General features: G+C 73.9%; 15 protein-coding genes. 6 read left to right on the forward strand and 9 right to left on the reverse strand.

Annotated elements, in window-relative coordinates; genetic code table 11:
• Positions 1 to 112: 112 nt before the first annotated feature.
• The gene (locus MicB006_RS23045) at positions 113 to 658 is read left to right on the forward strand and encodes a phospholipase (protein ID WP_116508830.1); all 546 of its coding nucleotides are present in this window, start codon (positions 113 to 115) and stop codon (positions 656 to 658) included.
• A gap of 72 nt (positions 659 to 730) precedes the next feature.
• Here the strand turns inward: MicB006_RS23045 and MicB006_RS23050 are convergent, their stop codons facing one another.
• Both MicB006_RS23050 and MicB006_RS23055 read right to left on the reverse strand, forming a co-directional pair.
• Complete coding sequence (locus tag MicB006_RS23050; protein ID WP_116508832.1) at positions 731 to 3,544, reverse strand: adenylate/guanylate cyclase domain-containing protein; 2,814 nt, start codon at positions 3,542 to 3,544, stop codon at positions 731 to 733.
• A 155-nt stretch (positions 3,545 to 3,699) separates the two neighbouring features.
• The gene (locus tag MicB006_RS23055; protein WP_073829034.1) at positions 3,700 to 3,915 is read right to left on the reverse strand and encodes a zinc ribbon domain-containing protein; all 216 of its coding nucleotides are present in this window, start codon (positions 3,913 to 3,915) and stop codon (positions 3,700 to 3,702) included.
• Positions 3,916 to 3,970: 55 nt separating this feature from the next.
• Between MicB006_RS23055 and MicB006_RS23060 the strand changes: the two genes are divergently transcribed.
• From MicB006_RS23060 to MicB006_RS23070, 3 genes are all read left to right on the forward strand, one after another.
• Positions 3,971 to 5,368 (forward strand): lytic transglycosylase domain-containing protein, encoded by a 1,398-nt coding sequence (locus MicB006_RS23060; RefSeq protein WP_116508834.1) that lies wholly within the window; start codon positions 3,971 to 3,973, stop codon positions 5,366 to 5,368.
• A gap of 67 nt (positions 5,369 to 5,435) precedes the next feature.
• Positions 5,436 to 6,452 carry a GNAT family N-acetyltransferase gene (locus MicB006_RS23065; protein WP_073829036.1) on the forward strand — a complete coding sequence of 339 codons (1,017 nt, stop codon included), beginning with the start codon at positions 5,436 to 5,438 and terminating at the stop codon, positions 6,450 to 6,452.
• A 91-nt stretch (positions 6,453 to 6,543) separates the two neighbouring features.
• The gene (locus tag MicB006_RS23070) at positions 6,544 to 9,816 is read left to right on the forward strand and encodes a lamin tail domain-containing protein (RefSeq protein ID WP_116508836.1); all 3,273 of its coding nucleotides are present in this window, start codon (positions 6,544 to 6,546) and stop codon (positions 9,814 to 9,816) included.
• Between the two features lie 32 nt (positions 9,817 to 9,848).
• Here the strand turns inward: MicB006_RS23070 and MicB006_RS23075 are convergent, their stop codons facing one another.
• The 6 genes from MicB006_RS23075 to MicB006_RS23100 all read right to left on the reverse strand — a co-directional run bounded on the left by MicB006_RS23075 (position 9,849) and on the right by MicB006_RS23100 (position 16,653).
• Complete coding sequence (locus tag MicB006_RS23075; protein ID WP_225980457.1) at positions 9,849 to 10,484, reverse strand: helix-turn-helix transcriptional regulator; 636 nt, start codon at positions 10,482 to 10,484, stop codon at positions 9,849 to 9,851.
• 471 nt (positions 10,485 to 10,955) lie between these two features.
• Positions 10,956 to 11,939 (reverse strand): porphobilinogen synthase, encoded by a 984-nt coding sequence (hemB, locus tag MicB006_RS23080; RefSeq protein WP_116508840.1) that lies wholly within the window; start codon positions 11,937 to 11,939, stop codon positions 10,956 to 10,958.
• 13 nt (positions 11,940 to 11,952) lie between these two features.
• On the reverse strand, positions 11,953 to 13,533 hold the full coding sequence (locus MicB006_RS23085; RefSeq protein WP_073829040.1) for a uroporphyrinogen-III synthase: 1,581 nt from the start codon (positions 13,531 to 13,533) through the stop codon (positions 11,953 to 11,955).
• Positions 13,530 to 14,516 (reverse strand): hydroxymethylbilane synthase, encoded by a 987-nt coding sequence (gene hemC / locus MicB006_RS23090; protein WP_073829041.1) that lies wholly within the window; start codon positions 14,514 to 14,516, stop codon positions 13,530 to 13,532. Before hemC ends, MicB006_RS23085 begins: the two co-directional genes overlap by 4 nt.
• The gene (locus MicB006_RS23095; RefSeq protein WP_116508842.1) at positions 14,513 to 15,886 is read right to left on the reverse strand and encodes a glutamyl-tRNA reductase; all 1,374 of its coding nucleotides are present in this window, start codon (positions 15,884 to 15,886) and stop codon (positions 14,513 to 14,515) included. The genes hemC and MicB006_RS23095 overlap by 4 nt, the downstream gene beginning before the upstream one ends.
• Entirely contained in the window at positions 15,883 to 16,653 is a 771-nt protein-coding gene (locus MicB006_RS23100) for a redox-sensing transcriptional repressor Rex (protein ID WP_116508844.1), read from the reverse strand. The genes MicB006_RS23095 and MicB006_RS23100 overlap by 4 nt, the downstream gene beginning before the upstream one ends.
• Positions 16,654 to 17,043: 390 nt before the next feature.
• Between MicB006_RS23100 and MicB006_RS23105 the strand changes: the two genes are divergently transcribed.
• Positions 17,044 to 18,348: a sensor histidine kinase gene (locus tag MicB006_RS23105; RefSeq protein ID WP_116508846.1), complete on the forward strand. Its 1,305-nt coding sequence runs from the start codon at positions 17,044 to 17,046 to the stop codon at positions 18,346 to 18,348.
• A 66-nt stretch (positions 18,349 to 18,414) separates the two neighbouring features.
• Positions 18,415 to 19,071 (forward strand): response regulator transcription factor, encoded by a 657-nt coding sequence (locus MicB006_RS23110; protein WP_116508848.1) that lies wholly within the window; start codon positions 18,415 to 18,417, stop codon positions 19,069 to 19,071.
• Positions 19,072 to 19,080: 9 nt separating this feature from the next.
• On the opposite strand, the gene MicB006_RS23115 is transcribed toward MicB006_RS23110, so the two are convergent.
• A complete protein-coding gene (locus MicB006_RS23115; protein WP_073829046.1) occupies positions 19,081 to 19,722 on the reverse strand; it encodes an HAD family hydrolase in 642 nt (213 codons plus the stop codon).
• Positions 19,723 to 19,730: the final 8 nt, after the last annotated feature.

The raw sequence follows: 19,730 nt of genomic DNA on the forward strand, positions 1-19,730 counted from the left end.
CTGTTTGAGCGGATGTCAGCGAGCCGTCACCCGCAGCATCGCCCCAGCTCACCCGCTTGATCGACACTTGTCGACATCCGGAGATCCCGGCCACCACCCCACGGAGGTTCCCGTGTCCCGTCGCCTCGCCACCACCCTCGCCGCCGGAACACTCGCCCTGCTCACACTGCTCGGCGGCCTGGCCACACCGGCCGCCGCCGCGGTGAGCACCCAGCAGAAGCTGTCCGTCCTGACCAGCTGGACGCAGACCAGCGCGTCCAGCTACAACGCCTGGAACAGCGCCCGGCAGAACCGGTCGCCCTGGACCGAGTACGGCTTCGACTGGTCCACCGACTACTGCTCGTCCAGCCCGGACAACCCCATCGGCTTCAACTTCAAGCTCTCCTGCTACCGGCACGACTTCGGCTACCGCAACCACAAGGCGATGGGCGTCTTCTCGGCCAGCAAGTCCCGGCTGGACAACGCCTTCTACGCCGACCTGAAGCGGGTCTGCGCCACGTACAACGCGGTGGTCCGGCCCGCCTGCTACAGCCTCGCCTGGACGTACTACCAGGCGGTGAGCGTCTTCGGTTCGGTCGCCGCCGTGTCCCAGGCCGACCTCGACCGCGCCGCCCGGATGAAGGCCGACGCCGAACGCCGCGCCGCCGCGCGCACCTGACGCACCACACGGGGAGTCCGCCGCACGGCGGGCTCCCCGCCGTGCGGCGCGAGCACGGTGGGCCCGCCCGCCTCAGCCCGCCGTGCTGCGTGGCTGGAACGCCGGCCAGGAGCCCTGCGCGGTGAAGCCGAACCGGGGTGAGTCGGCGGCCAGGTCCGGGTGCTCGACGTGCAGCGCCAGCGCCGCCACCTCGTCCAGCCGCAGTCCCGCCCCGGCGCCGTACGCGGCGTCGAACGCCTCGTCGCCCAGCACCCGGCGCAGCTCCGCCTGCCGGGCCGCCCAGTACGGGCCGTATATCCCCGGCGTGGCCCGCAGGTTCGACCGGGTGGCCTGCGCCGCGCCGAACAGCCGGGCCGCGGCGAGCGCGTCCCCGGCGAGCGCGCAGCGCACCGCTATCGCGTTTATCGTGTCGCAGGCCCGGCCCAGGTAGCCGTGGCCCATCCGCGACCGCAACGCCACCAGCAGGTGCTCGTGCGCCGCGACCAGGTCACCCCGGGCCAGCGCCACCATCCCGAGCAGCATGTCCACCGAACGGCCGCCCCGCTCCGCCGGCCGGGACGCCTCGACCGGGCGGGCCGCGGCGAGCACGTCGGCGGCCTCGTCCAGCGCGCCGCGGCGCCAGAGCAGCTCAGCCAGGTTGTAGACGGCGAGCAGCGCGTCCCCCACCACGTCCTGCGCGTACGCCCAGTCGATCACCTCACGGCAGACCCGCTCCGCCTCGGCGAACTGGCCCATGTCGACAAGCGGCGCGGCGCGCCCGGCCAGCACCCGGGCCAGCAGACCCCGGTCGCCGGACTGCCGGGCGGCCGCCTCGGCCCGCTGCGAGTACCGCAGCTCCTCGCCGAACTCGCCGTCCGCGCCCGCGTGCAGCGAATGCATGTGGTACGCGGCGGCCAGCTCGGCCTCCGGCATCACCTCGCCGGTCTCGGCGAGCCGGCCGTAGAGCCGGAACAGCCAGAGCCGCCCCTCCCGGGCCAGCCCACGCTCCCGCCACCACTGGTCCAGGTCACCGGCCAGTCGCAGTCCGGCCCGGGCGCTGCCGCCGGTGGCGCACCAGCGCAGCGCGGCCCGCAACTCGCCGGCCAGCGGGTCCAGCGCGTACAGGGAGAGCGTCACCGGACGGCCGTCCGGCCCGAGGCATGCCCGGTCCAGCGCGTGCCGGCACCAGTCCACGTGCCGGTCCCGGGCGCTCTGCTCCTCGCCCGCCTCGACCAGCCGCCGGGCCGCGTACGCCCGGATCGGGTCGAGCATCCGGTACGTGCTGCCCGAGGCGTGCGGCTCGGCCAGCACCATCGACTTGTCCACGAGCACCGAGAGCGGATCGAGCGGGTCCTCGCCGAGCAGCCACTGCACGGTGGGCAGGTCCACCGGTCCGGCGAACACCGCCATCCAGCGCAGCAGCCGGGCCGAACGCGCGCCGAGCGTCCGGTACGACCAGGTGACGGTGGCCTGGATGGTCAGGTGCCGCTCGCTGGCCGAGCGCTGCACCGCGCGGGTCGCCGGCGTGGGCGGGGCGGCGCCGGTCGCCGCGGCCACCAGGTCCACAGTGTCCTGCTGGTTGCCGCTCCAGCCCGCCTCCACCGGCGGCGGCTCCGCCGTCTCCCGTCCCGCGTCGAGCGTGCCCAGCATGTCGTCCAGCCGCTCCGCCAGCTGCCCGGCGGAGAGCACCCGCAGCCGGGCGGCGGCCAGCTCTATGGCCAGCGGCAGCCCGTCCAGACGGCGCACCACCCGGTGCAGGTCGGCCTGCTCGGCCGCCTCCGGCGCCCGGCCGCCCCGGGCCACCGCCGTGCGGTCCAGCAGCAGCGCCACGGCGTCGCTGCCGCCGTCGGGACCCTCGTCCACGGACAGCGGCGGGATCCGCCACACCACCTCACCGGGTACGCCGAACGACTCCCGGCTGGTCGCCAGCACCCGTACCCCCCGGCCTCCGGCCAGCAGCCGGCTGATCACCTCGGCCGACGCCGCGGTCTGGGCGTCGCAGGTGTCCAGCAGCACGAGCATCCGGCGCGGCGCCGCGTACTCGACGAGGGTGTCGAGCATCGGCCGGCCGGGCTCCGGGCGGAGGCCGAGCACGGCGGCGATCTCGAACGCCACGAGCCCCGGGTCGGTCACCGCGGCGATGTCGACGAACCAGACCCCGTCCGGGTAGTCCTCGACGATCCCGGAGGCCAGCTCCACGGCCAGCCGGGTCTTGCCGGCGCCACCCGCGCCGAGCACCGTCACCAGGCGGTACGCCTCGACCAGCCGGCCCAGCTCGGCGCGCTCGGCCTGCCGGCCGACGAACGTGGTGACCTGGGTGGGCAGGTTGTGGGCCGTCGCGTCGGCTGTGCGCGGACGCGGGAAGCGCCGCTCCAGCCCGGGCGCGACGAGCTGGAACAGCCGCTCCCGGTCGTCGAAGCCGCGCAGCCGGTGCAGGCCGAGGTCCAGCAGGGACACACCGTCCGGCAGCGGCTCGGCATGCCGGGCGGTGGCGGCCGAGCAGAGCACCTGCCCGCCGTGCGCGGCGGCAGCCACCCGGGCGGCCCGGTGCACCTCAGGGCTGGCGTACTCGCCGTCGCGCGGTTCGGCGTAGCCGGTGTGCAGACCCATCCGGACCCGGGGCGTGGCGTCCGGGTTGGGCCACTCGTGGCCGGCGAGCGCGCGCTGCGCGGTCAGGCAGGCGTGCACCGCGGTGGCGGCGTCCGGGAACGCCAGGAAGAACGAGTCGCCCTCGGTCAGCAGCTCCGCCCCGTCGGTGCCGGCGAGGGTGTCACGCAGCAGCCGGCGATGCTCGTGCAGCACCGGCCGGTAGACCGGACCCAGCATCCGGGCCAGCCGGGTCGAACCTTCGATGTCGGTGAACACGAAGGTCACCCACCCGCTGGGGAGGTGGTGGCCTGGCGACATACGTCGAACCTCCGCCCGCTGACGTCGGGTCCATGCTGCCCTATGATCGCGCCGTCACGCATCGTGAGAACGGTTGGGCGGATTCCGACCCAAGGTGCCAAAAGATCACACGGGCGGCAAGAGCCGGTTCGACCCGCGGGACGAGCGGCGGAAACTCAGCAGCCGCAGGACCCGCCGCAGCAACCTCCACCGCTGGGAATCCCACCAGTCGGACCGGATCCACCACGCCCGGTGACGGCGACAGCGGAGAGCAGCTTCACCGTGTCGGCGTGGCCCTGCGGGCAGGTGGCCGGCTCGGCGGCCTCGGCCATCGGGCGGTTGACCTCGAAGGTGTCGCCGCAGGCGCGGCAACGGAACTCGTACCGGGGCATGACATCAGCGTACGGCGGGCCTGACGCCGTCACACGGATGGGTGATACTCGACGGGTGGTGGACGGCGAACGGCGAGCGACGGCCCGGCCCCTGCGACCCGCAGCGCCGCCCGACGGCGATGCCCGGCCCGTCCCCCGACCCCGCCGCGAGCGCCGCACCCTCCCCCCGGAGCGCCCCGCCGACCCGGCCCGCGACCCGGACGCCAAGGCCGGCGCGCCGAGCACGGACGCAGGCACCAAGCCGGACACGAGCGCGAAGCCCGACGCGAGCGCGAAGCCCGGAGTCGGCACGGGTGCGAAGCCAGACGCAGACGCGAAGCCCGGAGCCGACGCGGGTGCGAAGCCGGCCGCAGGCTCAGGCGCGGACGCCGAGCAGGACGCGAAGCCGGAGCACGCGCCGGATGCCGGAGCCGACACGGACATCAAGCCTGACGCGGATGCCCCGTCCGGCGAGAAAGCGGAGCCGAAGGCGAAGGACGAGGCGGCGGATGAGGCGGCGGACGCGCAGCCGGCCGGCGGGCGGCGTCGGCGCGTACCGTTCGCGCACGCCGTCCGCACGCGGCCGCGGCAGCTCGCCGTCGGCGCGGCCCACGCCACCCGCGCCTGGTCCCGCCGCCCCGCGGGGCGCACCACGCTGCCGGCGCTGTTCCTGCTCGCCCTGGTCGGCGTCGCCACCACGGCGGGCGCGGTGATCGTGCCGGCCGCCGTCGGCAGGCCGGCGTCGGTCGACGAGGCCCTGCCGGAACCGAGCGTGGCGCGGACCGCCGCGCCCGCCGCGACGCCCCTGTTCCCGGACCCGTCCGGGCTGCCCGGCACCGCCGCGCCGACCGGAACGCCGCTGCCCGGCGGCGCGACAGTCGCCCCGCCCACCGGCCGCCCCGCCGACGCGCTGGCCGACTGGGCGAGGCGGGTCAGCGCGGTCACCGCCATCCCGGTGGTGGCGCTCCAGGCGTACGCGTATGCCGAGCTGGTGCTCGCCCAGACCAACCGTGCCTGCCAGCTGAGCTGGACCACGCTCGCCGCCATCGGGCACGTCGAGTCCGGGCACGGCTCGGCCAACGGCGCCACGCTCGGGCCCGACGGGCGGGCGCTGCCGGAGATCAAGGGGCAGCCGCTCGACGGGCAGGGCGGCCGGTCCCGGATCCTCGACACCGACCAGGGGCAGCTCGACGGCGACCGCGTCTACGACCGGGCGCTCGGCCCGATGCAGTTCATCCCGACCACCTGGCAGGAGATCGGGGCGGACGCGGACAACGACGGCGTGAAGAACCCGCACGACATCGACGACGCGGCGCTGGCCGCCGGCCAGTACCTGTGCAAGGGCGGCCGGAACATGACCATCCCGGGCGACTGGTGGGGGGCCATCCTCTCCTACAACGATGTGCGCCGCTATGCCCAGGCCGTCTTCGACAAGGCCGACGAGTACGGCAGGCTCAGCCGCAACGTGAGGTGACCGCTCGCGTACATTCGCGGACTGAACCCTTCCCCCCAGCAGCGGTTGACGGCAAGCTAGACGGGTGATGGTGCGCGAGTGGAACCCTCGGACCGCCTCGTCCGCCGAGATCGCGTCCCTGCTGGACACGCTGAACGCGGTCCTGGCGGCCGACCTGCCGCAGGACCCGCCATGGCGGGACAGCTCCATGCGGGAGTACCTGTCCGAGGTGATGCCCGGCGAGCGGCGGATCTCCTGGGTGGCGCAGGAGGACGACGCTCCGGACGGCACGCCCGGAGCGATCGTCGGGCACGTGCACGTGCTGCTGCTGGGCGGCATCGGCGTACTGGAGGTTCTGGTGCACCCGGCCGTCCGGCGCACCGGGCTCGGTCGTGACCTGGTCCGGGTTGCCGCCCGCCGGGTGTGGGACGAGGGCTTCCAGTCGATCGGCGTGGAGGTGGTCGGCGACACCCCGGCCGTGGCGTTCTACGAGTCGCTGGGCTTCACCCGCGACTACGTGGAGACCCGCAGCGTGCTCGACCTGCGCACGGTGGACTGGCCGGCGCTGACCGAGATGGCCGCCGAGGTGGGCGCGGGCTACCGGGTCGAGTTCTGGCCGGGCGGGCCGCCGGACGAGTTGATCGAGGCGTACGCGCGGGCCAAGGCCGAGGTGCGCGACTCCGACGACGTGGAACTGCGGCCCAGCTCCTACGACCCGGACCGGCTGCGCGACAGTCTCGCCACGTTGCACCGGCGCGGCATGAAGCCGTACATCGTGCTGGCGCTGCACGAACAGACCGGGGACGTGGCCGGGTTGACCGAGGTGGTGGTGCCGGCGCAGCACCCGACCCGGGCCGACCAGTACGACACGATCGTCGTCCACGACCACCGCGGTTACGGCATCGACCGGGCCATCAAGGCGCGGATGCTGCTGGAGCTGCGCTCCGCCGAGCCCCAGCTGGTCGAGGTGCAGACCTGGAACGCGCAGGACAACGAGTCGATGCTGAAGGTCAACGCCGAGCTGGGCTACCGCCCCGACCGTGACTGGTGCGAGTACGGAGTGGACGTCGCCGAGCTGGTGCACCGGCTGGACAGTCACCGCTGACCGTTCACCGGACGGCCATCGAAGGGCTGGACGGTGGACCCACGAGAGCCTTAACGTTCGTTAGTTCCTGTCCACCCACCGTGGAGGCCCCATGCGCCCGCGCCGCACCCTCGCCGCGCTCGCGACCACCGCCGCCGTCACCCTCACGGCGATCGCTGTCGCACCCCCCGCGGCCAGCGCCGCGCCCACCGACCTGCTCATCTCCGAGTACGTCGAGGGGTCGTCCAACAACAAGGCCGTCGAGCTGTACAACGGCACCGGCGCCCCGATCGACCTGGCCGCCGGCGGCTACCAGCTCCGGCTCTACTTCAACGGCGCCAGCACGTCGACGAACGTGGCGCTGACCGGCACCGTCGCCGCCGGGGACGTGTTCGTCTTCGCCGCCGCGTCGGCCGCGCCCGCGATCCTCGCCCAGGCCGACCAGACGTACGGCGGGTCGCTGTTCAACGGCGACGACGCGATCGTGCTGCACAAGGGTGACACGGTTGTCGACTCCATCGGCCAGGTCGGCGTCGACCCGGGCACCGAGTGGGGCAGCGGGCTCACCAGCACCGCCGACAACACGTTGCGCCGGCTGCCCTCGGTGACCGCCGGTGACACGGACCCGGCGGACCCGTTCGACCCGGCCGCGCAGTGGGCCGGCTTCGCCACCGACACGTTCGACGGGCTGGGCAGCCACACCGTCGGCGGAGGCGGCCCGGTCGACCAGCCGCCGACGCTCGCCTGCGGCGGCGCGCTGACGCTGTCGGCGGGCGCCACCGCGACCCGCGAGGTGACCGCCACCGACGCCGACGACACGATCACCGACCTCGCGGTCACCGCCGTCGTGCCGGCGCCGACGAGCGGCTCGATCAGCCGTACCGCGTTCACCCCGGCGGCCGGGGACGGTGGCACGGCCACCGCCACGCTGACCGCCACCGGCCTGCCGGCCGGCAGCTACGCGGTCACTGTGACCTCCACCGACGACGACGGCGACACCGCCACCTGCACGCTCAGCGTGCAGGCCACCAGCGTGCTGTCGATCGGTGAGGTGCAGGGCCGCACCGGCGACGACGAGGACGGCCGCGCCGACCGCTCGCCGCTCGCCCCGGCCAGCGGCAACGGCACCAGCTCCACGTTGTACGACGTACGCGGCGTCATCACCGGCATGTCGCTGACCCGCAGTTCGGCCGGGGCCGACCAGTGGGGCTTCTACCTGCAGAGCCGGCTCGGCACCGAGGACGGCGACCCGCTCACCTCCGACGGCCTGTTCGTCTTCATGGGCTCGTTCACCACGCTGATCGGCGGGTACGCCCCCACCGTCGGCGACGAGGTCGTGCTGCGCGGCCGGGTCTCCGAGTACTTCAACCAGACCCAGCTCTCCGGCGCCTCGCTGGTCCGCAAGCTCGACTCCGGCCTCGACGTGGACACGGTGGTCCGCGTCGACGACGCCGTCCCGCCGGCCGAGGCGGCCGCCGCCGACCTGTTCTGGGAGCGGCACGAGGGCGAGCGGATGCGCGTCCGCGCCGGCAGCGGCGTCTCCGCGCCCCGGCACATCTACTCCTCCACCGCCGACTCCGAGATCTACGTGCTGGACCGGGAGGACCCGGTCATGAAGCGGTCCGACCCGTACGCCCGGCGGGTGTTCCGGGACGCGCACCCGCTCGACGACATCCCCGGCACGCTCTTCGACAACGGCAACAACCAGCGCATCCTGCTGGGCGCCGGCGGTGTTAAGGCGACCGCCGGTGACTCCGGCGCGCTGCTGCCCGAGGCGCGTACGTTCGACACGCTGACCGAGGACGCCTACGGGTCCGTGTCGTACGCGTTCAGCAAGTACAGCGTGCAGCCCGAACAGCTCACCCTGACCGGTGGTGCCGACCCGGCCGCGAACCACCCGCCGCAGCCGGCCGACCGCGGCAGCGAGGTCGCGATCGCCACCTACAACGTGGAGAACCTCTACGACTACCGGGACGACCCGTTCGACGGCTGCGACTTCGCCGGCAACACCGGATGCACGGGGGTCAGCCCGCCGTTCGACTACGTGCCGGCCAGCCAGGAGGCGTACGCCGCCAAGCTGGCCGCGCAGGCCCGGCAGATCGTCAACTCGCTGCACAGCCCGGATCTGATCCTGGTGCAGGAGGCCGAGGACCAGGACATCTGCTCGGTGGTCGACGGCGCTCTGGCGTGCGGTGACACGAACAACGCCGACGGCGCCCCGGACACCGTGCAGGAGCTGGCGCTGGCCATCGCGGCCAACGGCGGCCCCGCCTACGCCGCCGCGTACGACCGCACCGGCGCGGACGCCCGGGGCATCGCCTCGGCGTTCCTCTACCGCACCGACCGGCTCACGCCGGCCGAGGCGACCGCCGCGGACCCGCTGCTGGGCTCGGCGCCGACTGTCCAGTACCGCTCGGCGGCGCTCGGCTCCAACACGGACGTGCAGAACCCGAAGGCGTTCAACGCGGTGCTGCCCGCCGACGTGGACCGGTCGACCGGCGTGGACGGCAGCAACGTCTACACCCGCGCGGCCCAGCTGGCCCGGTTCACCGTCAAGGCCGCGCCCGGCTCGACCGAGCGGTTCACGCTCTGGGCGGTCGCCAACCACTTCTCGTCCGGGCCGGACAGCCGGGTCGGGCAGCGCCGCGAGCAGGCCGCGTACGGCGCCGCGATCGTCGCGGCGGTCGAGGCGAGCGACCCGAACGCCCGGGTGGTCTACGGCGGGGACCTGAACGTCTTCCCCCGTCCGGACGACCCGATCGCCACCGCCCAGAACCCGACCCCGTCGGACCAGCTCGCCCCGCTGTACGAGGCCGGACTGCACAACCTCTGGGACGACCTGGTGGCGGACGCGCCGGCATCGGCGTACTCGTACACCTTCAGCGGCCAGGCGCAGACGCTGGACAACCTCTTCGTGAACGACCCGATGCACGACGACCTGGTGCAGGTACGGACGGCGCACATCAACGCCGACTACCCGACCGACGCGCCGGAGCTGGGCGACCGGGGTGCCAGCGACCACGATCCGCAGGTGGCCCGGTTCCGTTCGCGCGCCTCGCTGCGCGTTGCCGACACCTCGGTGGCCGAGGGCGACAAGGGCACCCGCGCGATGACCTTCACGGTCACCGTGTCCCGCCCGCTCTCCGAGCCGGCCCTGGTCTGCGCGACCACCTACGGGACGACCGCCCAGGCCGGGTCGGACTACGACCCGTACGTGGGCTGCAAGCTGCTCCCCGCGGGCCAGACGTCGCTGGCGTTCCCGGTCACCGTGCGCGGCGACCGCAAGCGCGAGGCGGACGAGAAGCTCACGCTGTACGTGGCGGGTGTGCCGGGCCTGCGGCTGGCCGACCCGTCCGGCATCGGGACGATCCTGAACGACGACTGACACGTGTTTCGCGGGGCGGCCCGTCGATTCGCTCACGGGCGGATCGGCGGGCCGCCGCGATATCCGCACCGCTGCGGGTCCGGCGGGGACGGCACGGTCCGGTACTTGGCCACCCGCACCTCCCACTGGCTGCGACGGCGCAGCGCGTCCCGGACCGCCCGGTCGCGGTAGAACGTCTCCGGCGGGCGGGCCAGTCCGTAGCGGTCGGCCCACCACTCCCCCGCCTCCGGGTCGGTGACGACGTCGAGGTGGGACGGGTACCGCCGCTCCGCGCCGTCACGCAGGTCAGCCCGGTCACGCATCGGTTTGAGCACCATGCCGGCCTCGTCGACGACCACGAGCCGGAAGCCGGCCGTGCCGATGACGCGCGACAGCATGGCCAGGCTCGGGGTCAGGCTCCCCGCCTCGATGCGCCCGATCGTGCTCGGATGCACCCCGGCGAACCGGGCCAGCTCACGCTGGCTGGCGTCGGCCCGACGACGCACCGCCCGGATGATCCCCGGCGCCGGGAACGGGACGTCGAACGGCTCGGTGAGCAGCGCCGGCCCGCCGTCCGCAGCGGGCCCGCCGTCGGCCGCTGTCACGGGTGTCGCCACAGTCGCTTCCGGAGCGGCGCAGGCACCTGCTCCGGTGGCCGCCTCCGGCCCGGTGTCGGCGATGTCTGTCACGCCGCCCACGGTCCCGCCTGGCGCATCGGCCCGGCAACCCCGCTCCCGACCCCTGTGGAAAACCCGGGATCCGGCGACCAACCAGACCTCGCCGCCGCGTCGCCCACCCCACTGAAGACACACGGAGCGTGACATCACTGTGCGTTAACCAGCACCGCGAAGGCGAACGACGCGTTGGCGGAATAAAGAGTAACCAGACGGACATAACGTCCGACAAGGCTGAGCCAGGAATGACTGCCTCGGACGACTTTGCTCTGCAGCCGTCGAGGCGGCGCTCACGCTTCGTGACAGTTGCGCCCGTGGCTGCAGAGCAAAGTCGGCCGGGGGTAATGCCGTCTTCCGCCCAGAAAACTACGTCGAGTTACCGCGCCCGGCTGTGGGTAACGCGAGGCGACGCGCCTCCCGCGAATTTCGCCGACGGCACGGCGCCGGCGCGAGCCCGATCCGGGCCCGAAGCCGGCCGGGCGCGGGTCAGTAGCGTTGGCGCAGCAACTGGGCCGCCTCGACCGCCCAGTAGGTGAGGATGATCTGCGCACCGGCCCGGCGGATCGAGGTGAGCGTCTCCAGCATCACGCGCTCCCGGTCGATCCAGCCGTTCGCGGCGGCCGCCTCGACCATCGCGTACTCGCCGGAGACCTGGTAGGCGGCGACCGGGACGTCCACCGCGGCCCGGACCGCCGACACCACGTCGAGGTAGGGCAGCGCGGGCTTGACCATCACCATGTCGGCGCCCTCGGCCACGTCCAGCTCGACCTCGCGCAGCGACTCGCGCAGGTTCGCCGGGTCCTGCTGGTAGGTGCGCCGGTCCCCCTCCAGCGCCGACTCCACCGCGTCGCGGAACGGGCCGTAGAAGGCGGAGGCGTACTTGACCGCGTACGCGAGGACCGAGACGTCCTGGTGCCCGGCGGCGTCCAGCGCCTTGCGGACCACGCCGACCTGGCCGTCCATCATCCCGGACGGCCCGACCACGTGGACCCCGGCGGCGGCCTGGGCCACCGCCATGTCGGCGTACGCGGCGAGCGTGGCGTCGTTGTCGACCCCGCCGTCCGGGGTGAGCAGGCCGCAGTGCCCGTGCGAGGTGAACTCGTCCAGGCACAGGTCGCTCATCACCACAGTCGAGTCGCCGACCTCGGCGATCACGTCCCGGATCGCCACGTTGAGCACGCCAGCCGGGTCGATGCCACCGGAGCCGGTCTCGTCGCGCGTCGCCGGCACCCCGAACAGCATGATCCCGCCGACCCCGGCCTGGACCGCCTCCGCGGCGGCCTTGCGCAGCGATTCCCGGGAGTGCTGGAGCACTCCCGGGAGCGACGCGATCGCCCTCGGCTCGGTCAGCCCCTCCTTGACGAACATCGGCACGACCAGCTCGGCCGGGTCGACGCGCGTCTCGGAGACCAGCCGCCGCACGGCCGCGTTGCGGCGCAGCCGGCGGGGCCGGATCTCGGGGTACGGCATGAGGAGCCTCCTGTCAGCGGAACCTCAGGGCGGTCGGGCCCTGCACCTTGGAGCCCCGGCGCTGCTTCGCCGGCATGGCGGCGAGCTTCTCCCGCAGCTCGACGGCGTAGGCGGCGAGCGCCTCCACCAGGTCGGGCACCGAGGCGTGCGGCGGCTGCACGTCGACCCGCAGGCCGAACTCGGTGGCGGTCTCCGCCGTCTTGGGCCCGATGACTGCAACAACCGTGCGCGCGTGCGGCTTCCCGGCGATACCGACGAGGTTCCGCACCGTGGACGACGAGGTGAACAGCACCGCGTCGAACCCGCCCGACTTGATCGCGTCGCGGATCTCGGCCGGCGGCGGCGCCGCCCGCACCGTCCGGTACGCGGTCACGTCATCGACCTCCCAGCCCCGCTCGGTGAGCCCGGCGGCCAGGGTCTCGGTCGCGATGTCGGCGCGCGGCAGCAGCACCCGGCCGACCGGGTCGAGGACCTCGTCGTGCGGCGAGAACTCGGCCAGCAGGCCCTCGGAGGACTGCTCCCCGGAGGGGATCAGCTCCGGCTGGATGCCGAAGGCGCGGACCGCCTCGGCGGTGGCGTCCCCGATACAGGCGATCTTGACGCCGCCGAAGTGGCGGGCGTCGAGGCCGTGCTCGGCGAACTTCTCCCACACCGCCCGGACCGCGTTGACCGAGGTGAAGATGACCCAGGCGTACCGGCCGTCGACCAGGCCCTTTACCGCCCGCTCCATCTGCGCCGGGGTACGCGGCGGCTCGACCGCGATGGTCGGGACCTCGCACGGGATCGCCCCGTACGCGCGCAGCCGCGCGCTCATCACGCCGGCCTGCTCCTTGGTGCGGGGCACCAGCACCTTCCAGCCGTACAGCGGGCGGTTCTCCCACCAGCTCAGCTTGTCGCGGTCGGTGACGGCCGCGCCGACGGTGAGCACCACCCGGCCGGTGAAGCCGAGCGCCGCCGCGACGAAGGAGTCGACGCTCGACGTGGTGGTGTACTGCGTCTCGCCGGTGCCGTCGCCGGTCACCCCGACCGCTGTGGTGCCGTCGACCCCGGCGGCCAGCAGACCGTCCCGGACGGCGGCCAGGTCACCGGCGTCCACGGCGAGCGCCAGCGAACCCCGGCCGACCGCGGTGGCGAGCGCGTCGAAGTCGAGCGCGGTGACGTCCTCGACGTCGGCGGCGGTGCGTACGCCCGGCAGCGGGACGCCCGCGTAGGTGGCGACGCCCTCGGCCTGGCCGACGCCCGGCACCACCTCGAAGTGGGCGGCGGTACGCGCGACCGCCTGCACCTCCTTGACCACCGAGTCGTGGCCGAACGGGTCACCGGAGACCAGGTGCACGGCGTTCTGCCCGGCCCGGGCCGCGGAGATCAGCACCTTCGCCACGTCCCCCGGTACACCCTCGGCGGGGCTGAACTCAGCGTCGGGCCGGGCCTGGGCGCGGACGTGCGCCAGGAGCGACTCGGGTACGCCCCGGTCGTAGACCACCTGGTCGGCCTCGACCAGGGCGTCCAGCGCCCGGCGGGTCAGCAGGCCGGGGTCGCCGGGGCCCGCCCCGACGAAAGCGATCTGGCCTACGGGCTTACGGGTGCGGGTCATTCTGTGCTCCCAAGTTGCTGGGTCCCCGGGCCGGCCTGTGCGTCCTGGCCGAGGATCGAGTCGGCGCCGAGTTCGAGGAGTTCGGCGGCGAGTGCCTTGCCGATCTCCGCCGCGTCGGCGGGCGTTCCGGTGCGGGACAGCCGGAGGTCACGAGTACCGTCCGGGCTGATCACCGCACCGCGCAGGTAGATCTCCTGGATCACGTCGCCCTCTTCGGTGATCTCGCCTTCGGCGAGGACGGCGTACGCGGCCACGGGTGCGCTGCACCCTGCCTCCAGGGTGGCCAGCAGCGCCCGTTCCGCGGTGATCGCGGCGCGGGACGGCTCGTGGTCGAGCAGCGCGAGCATCTCGATCACGTCCTGGTCGTCGGCCCGGCACTCGACGGCCAGCGCGCCCTGAGCGGGCGCGGGCAGCATGAGCATCGGGTCGAGCGTCTCGGTGATGACGTCGGCGCGGCCGATCCGGTTGAGCCCGGCGCGGGCCAGCACGACGGCGTCGAGGTCGGCGTCCGGGCCGAGCACCCGGGCCACCCGGGTGTCGATGTTGCCCCGGATCGGGGCGACCTCCAACTGCATGCCCAGCGCGTGCAACTGGGCGATCCGGCGCAGCGCGCCGGTGCCGACGCGGGCGCCGGGCGGCAGCTCGGCGAGCGTACGGCCGTTCGTGGCCACCAGCGCGTCGCGCGGGTCCTGCCGGGGCGGCACGGCCGCGACGTGCAGGCCGGGCGCCGCCGCGGTGGGCAGGTCCTTGTACGAGTGCACGGCGAAGTCGATCTCACCGGCGGTCAGCGCGTCGCGCAGCGCGGACACGAACACGCCGACGCCGAGTCGCTGCACCGGGGCGGTGGACTTGTCGCCTGCGGTCACCACCTCGACCAGCTCGACCGGGCGGCCGGTGGCCGCGGTGAGGGCTTCGGCCACATGGCCGGACTGGGCCATCGCCAGGGCGCTGCCCCGGGTGCCGAGGCGCAGTGGGGCGGTCATCGCGCACCTCCGGTGGGCGGGATGTCGGCGGCGTCGAACGACGGCCGCCCGTCGAGATCGGTGGCGACCACGTCGGGAACGGTGTCGACCGGGGACGTCTGCGGAACGTCCAGGTCGAACAGCTCGCGCAGCAGCGCCGCGTACTGGTCGCCGCCGGGCTCGGCGGCGAGCTGGCGGACCCGTACGGTCGGCTGGTGCAGCAGCCGCTGCACGACCCGGTGCACGGTGCGGGCCACTTCGGCCCGCTGGTCGTCGCTGAGGTCGGGACGGCGCTGGACGAGCCGGCGCAGCTCGGTGGTGACCACGTCGTCGGCCCGGCCGCGCAGGGCGGCCACCGTCGGCGCCACGTCGGCGCCGCGCAGCCAGCTCAGGAACGACTCGACCTCACCGGCCACGATCCGGGCCACCTCGGCGGCGTCGGCGGCGGCCGGCCCGTCGGCGAGCACGGCGGCCATCCGGTCGATGTCGATCACCTCGACGCCGCGCAGCTCGGCGACGCCCTCCTCGACGTCGCGCGGGACGGCCAGGTCGAGCAGGACCAGCGGGCCCCGGTCGGCGTCCCGGCGGGCCAGCGCCCGGGTCACCACGTCGCGGGTGAGCACCGGCTCGGTGGCGGCGGTGGCGGCGACCACGACGTCGACGTCGGCGAGCGCGGTGATCAGCTCGGCCATCGGCACGGCGGACGCGCCGTACGACTCGGCGAGCCGGACGGCGCGGGCGGCGCCCCGGTTGGTCACGGTGAGCGGGCCGGCGCCCAGCCGGGACAGCGTGGCCACGCCCAGCGAGCCCATCGCCCCGGCGCCGACGATCATCGCGGGCCGCCCGGCCAGCTCGCCGTCGAGCAGCTCGGCGGCGAGGTCGAGGGCGGCGGTGACCACGCTCTGCCCGGCCCGGTCGATGTTGGTCTCGGCGTGCGCGCGCTTGCCGACCCGCAGCGCCTGCTGCATCAGCTCGTGCAGCAGGCGGCCGGCCGAGTCGGCGCCACCGGCGGAGTGGTACGCGTCGCGGAGCTGGCCGAGGATCTGCGCCTCGCCCACCACCATCGAGTCGAGCCCGGCGGCGACCCGGAAGACGTGGTCCACGGCGGCGGCGTCGTAGTGCACGTAGAGGTGCGGGGCGAGCGCCGCCGGCTGGCAGCCGGCCTGATCGGCCAGGACCGCGCAGATGTCGCCGAGTCCGCCGTGGAACCCGGAGACGGCCGCGTAGACCTCCACCCGGTTGCAGGTGGAGACCAGGACGGCCTCGGCGACGTACGGCTGGGCGATCAGGCGGTCCAGCGTCCGGGTCAGGTCTGCGGGCGGGACGGCGAGCTGTTCCAGGGTGGCGACCGGTGCGGTGCGGTAGGACGCGCCGACGACGAGCAGTTTCACGTGCCGATCGCCTCCTGGGTTTCGGTGGCCGCGAGACCGCCGGGCAGGGCGGTGAGGGCGGACCCGCCGCTGGCGGGGAGCGCGGTCAGCGATGCCTTGCGGTGCTCGTGGAAGGACAGGATCTGCAGCTCGATGGCGAGGTCGACCTTGCGCACGTCGACCCCCTCCGGGACCGAGAGTACGCAGGGCGCGAAGTTGAGGATGCTCGTCACGCCGACGGCGACCAGCTGATCGGCGACCGCCTGGGCGGCCGGCGCGGGGGTGGCGATGACGCCGATCGAGATCGCCTCCTCGGCGACCACCTGGGGCAGCTCGTCGATGTGCTGGACGACGAGCCCGTTGATCAGCTCGCCGACCCGGGACCGGTCGGCGTCGAGGAGCGCGGCGATGCGGAAGCCGCGGTTGGCGAAGCCGTCGTAGCCGGCCAGCGCGTGACCGAGGTTACCGACGCCGACGAGCGCGACGGCCCGGCACTGGGTGAGGCCGAGCACCGAGGAGATCTGGTCGACCAGCAGCGCCACGTCGTAGCCGACGCCGCGGGTGCCGTACGAGCCGAGGTGGGACAGGTCCTTGCGGAGCTTCGCGGAGTTGACGCCGACGGCGTTCGCGAGCCCTTCGCTGGACACCGTCTCGTGGCCGGAGTCGGCCAGCGCGTGCAGCGCACGCAGGTATTCCGGGAGCCGGGACACGGTCGCCTCGGGCAGGTCCGGAAGCGCCGGTACGGCACCGGTGCGACCGGGCGCGCCTGGTTGACGGTGCTGGCTCATGAGACTCCGTGCGGTGCGATCCTCGACCAGCGACAGGGGCCGGTCGTTTCGGGACTCCCGCTGGCGACCGTTGTTGCCGGCTGTGCTAGCAGGGCGCGTCGGAACTACAGAGTAGGCGCTTGTGAAGGGGTGCACAAATCGCGATCTTGAAAGCTCGCGACGCGCCTTCACCTGCCCCTCCATTCTCGCAAGATCGATCGACCGCATCCCTTGGCGGCGCGTGGCGATTATTGCTCAATCCCGACTTCCCTGACCAATCGCGCGCGGCCCGTAGCGCTCCGTCACCGGCGTGGCGAGGCGAGTCTCACGTTTTGCAGTAGGGAGAACCCCACCCCGAAGAGGCCAGCGTGCGGGATGGGTCGGCAGGTCGTACGCCCATAGCCTCGAACCATGACCGCAGCACCACTGGCCACCGCGCCCACCCCGACGTCGCCCGTCCTCGGCCTCCTGCGCCGCCTCGGCCGGGACTCCGCCTACGTACTCCTGGGCCTCCCGCTGGCCATCGTGGGCTTCGTCCTCGCCGTGGTCGGGATCTCACTGAGCGCCGGGCTGCTGGTGACCACGCTCGGCCTGCCGATCCTCGCCGGCTTCCTGTACGCCACCCGAGGGCTGGCCGACATCGAACGGCTCCGGCTCGCCGGGGTGCTGGACCGGCCCCGGGTACGCCCGGTCTACCGCCGGCCGGAGCCGGGCGCCGGGTTCTGGCGGCGGGTGTTCACCCCGATCCGGGACGCGCAGTCGTGGCTCGACCTGCTGCACGCGTTCGTCCGGCTGCTGGTGGCCCTGCCCACGTTCGTACTGCTCGTGGTCTGGTGGGTGCTGGCCCTGGGCGGCACGCTCTACGTCGTCTACGACTGGGCCATCCCGCGCGGCGTCGACGACCAGGACCTGAGCCAGCTGCTCGGGATGGGCGACGGGGCGGGCGCGCGGATCGCCCTGAACACCGCGATCGGGCTGTTCGCCCTGTTCACCCTCCCGCTGGTGGCGCGCGGCTGCGCCCGGCTCCAGGCCGGGCTGGCGTACTCGCTGCTCACCGGCGTGGCCGAGATGCGACAGCGGATCATCACGCTGGAGGAGCAGAAGCGCGCCGCCGCCTCGGCCGAGGCGGTCGCCCTGCGCCGGCTGGAGCGCGACATCCACGACGGCCCGCAGCAGCGGCTGGTCCGGCTCGCCATGGACCTGGGCCGGGCCCGCCACCAGCTCGCCGCCGACCCGGAGGCGGCCCGGCAGACGCTCGACGAGGCCGTGGCGCAGACCCGGGAGACGCTGGACGAGCTGCGCGCCCTCTCCCGGGGCATCGCGCCGCCGATCCTGGTCGACCGGGGCCTGCCCAGCGCGCTCGCCGCGCTCGCCGCCCGCGCGCTGGTGCCGACCGAACTGGTGGTGGACGACGAGCTGGGCACCGCCGCCGGCCGGCTCGACCCCGGGGTGGAGAGCACCGCGTACTTCGTGGTGGCCGAGGCGCTGACGAACGTGTCGAAGCACAGCCGGGCTGGCACCTGCCGGGTGGAGGTGACCCGGAAGGTGGGCCGGCTGGAGATCACCGTCACCGACGACGGCGTCGGCGGCGCCCACCTGGCGAAGGGCCACGGGCTCAGCGGCATCGCCGACCGGGTCCGGGCGGCCGGCGGCACGCTGGGCGTGACCAGCCCGGAGGGCGGGCCGACCCGGGTCTACGCGGAACTGCCCAGGTGAACCGGCACGCCCCGGACCCGGCCCGCCCGACGGGCGCCGGGTCCGGGCGTGATAGACACCGGACCCATGCGGGTGGTGATCGCGGACGACGCCGTACTGCTCCGGGAGGGGCTGGTCCGGCTGCTGACCGAGTACGGGCACGAGGTGGTGGCCGCCGTCGGTGACGGCGTCGCCCTGGTCGAGGCGGTGGTGACGCACCGGCCCGACGTCTCGGTGGTGGACGTGCGGATGCCGCCGTCACACACCGACGAGGGACTGCGCGCCGCGGTGGAGGCCCGCCGCCGGGTGCCGGGTACGCCGATCCTGGTGCTGTCCCAGTACGTCGAGGTGTCGTACGCCGACGACCTGCTGGACACCGCGGGCGGGGCCGGCGGCGGCATCGGCTACCTGCTCAAGGACCGGGTCGCCGCGATCGACGAGTTCCTGGACGGCCTGGCCCGGGTGGCCGCCGGCGGCACGGTGCTCGACCCGGAGGTGATCAGCCAGTTGCTGGTCCGGCGGCGGCGCGACGATCCGCTGGCGTCGCTGACCCCGCGCGAGCGCGAGGTGCTGGCGCTGATGGCCGAGGGCCACTCGAACACCGCCATCGCCCGGGCGCTGGTGGTCAGCGACGGCGCGGTCGAGAAGCACGTCCGCAACATCTTCACCAAGCTCGACCTGCCGCCGGACGCCACCACCCACCACCGCCGCGTCCTGGCCGTCCTGGCCCACCTGCGCGCCTGACCGGACGGGTCAGGACAGGGTGCGGGCCACTGTCACCGCGTCGGTGAGCGTGTCGGCGGCCGGGTGGCCGCTGGCGCGCAGCCGGTCCGGGTCGGACAGGCCACCGGTGTAGAGCACGCAGCGGGCGCCGACCGAGGCGGCCGCGTCGGCGTCGTCGAGCGAGTCGCCGATCAATACCACCTCGTGCCCACCCAGCCCCAGCTCGGCCAGGTGCTTCTCCAGCCACTCGGCCTTGCGCCCGCCGCCGACAGTGGCGCGCAGCCCGTCCACCCGGCGGAAGTGCGGGGTCAGCCCGTACGTGTGCACCGTCGGCACCAGCTCGTCGTGGAACCACATGGACAGCAGCGACTGGCTGCCCTCCCAGGACTCGATCGCGGTGGTGGCGTCGGCGGCCAGCGCGCAGGTGGTCAGCCCGGCCCGGTACGCGTCGTGGAACACCCGGTCGAGCGTGCCGAACGCGTCGGCGTCCACGGCCCGGCCGAGCATCTCGGCGTAGTAGTCGGCGATCGGCCGCCGGAACCGCACCCGGTGCTCGGCGGCGGTGACCGCCGGCCCGCCGGCGCTGGCGAAGGCGACGTTCGTGGCCTGGACCACCAGGTCGAGGTCGTCGAGGAGCGTTCCGTTCCAGTCCCACACGAGGTGGCGTCGCATACCCGTCA

It is taken from the genome of Micromonospora sp. B006, from assembly GCF_003408515.1.
GTDB lineage: Bacteria > Actinomycetota > Actinomycetes > Mycobacteriales > Micromonosporaceae > Micromonospora > Micromonospora echinospora_A.

Bases quoted from the DNA above. Each gene is read 5' to 3' on its own strand.
- MicB006_RS23065 (WP_073829036.1), top strand. From the start codon at position 5,436: ATGGTGCGCGAGTGGAACCCTCGGACCGCCTCGTCCGCCGAGATCGCG.
- MicB006_RS23050 (WP_116508832.1), bottom strand. From the start codon at position 3,544: ATGTCGCCAGGCCACCACCTCCCCAGCGGGTGGGTGACCTTCGTGTTC.
- hemB (WP_116508840.1), bottom strand. From the start codon at position 11,939: ATGCCGTACCCCGAGATCCGGCCCCGCCGGCTGCGCCGCAACGCGGCC.
- MicB006_RS23105 (WP_116508846.1), top strand. From the start codon at position 17,044: ATGACCGCAGCACCACTGGCCACCGCGCCCACCCCGACGTCGCCCGTC.
- MicB006_RS23115 (WP_073829046.1), bottom strand. From the start codon at position 19,722: ATGCGACGCCACCTCGTGTGGGACTGGAACGGAACGCTCCTCGACGAC.
- MicB006_RS23100 (WP_116508844.1), bottom strand. From the start codon at position 16,653: ATGAGCCAGCACCGTCAACCAGGCGCGCCCGGTCGCACCGGTGCCGTA.
- MicB006_RS23070 (WP_116508836.1), top strand. From the start codon at position 6,544: ATGCGCCCGCGCCGCACCCTCGCCGCGCTCGCGACCACCGCCGCCGTC.
- MicB006_RS23110 (WP_116508848.1), top strand. From the start codon at position 18,415: ATGCGGGTGGTGATCGCGGACGACGCCGTACTGCTCCGGGAGGGGCTG.
- MicB006_RS23085 (WP_073829040.1), bottom strand. From the start codon at position 13,533: ATGACCCGCACCCGTAAGCCCGTAGGCCAGATCGCTTTCGTCGGGGCG.
- MicB006_RS23055 (WP_073829034.1), bottom strand. From the start codon at position 3,915: ATGCCCCGGTACGAGTTCCGTTGCCGCGCCTGCGGCGACACCTTCGAG.
- hemC (WP_073829041.1), bottom strand. From the start codon at position 14,516: ATGACCGCCCCACTGCGCCTCGGCACCCGGGGCAGCGCCCTGGCGATG.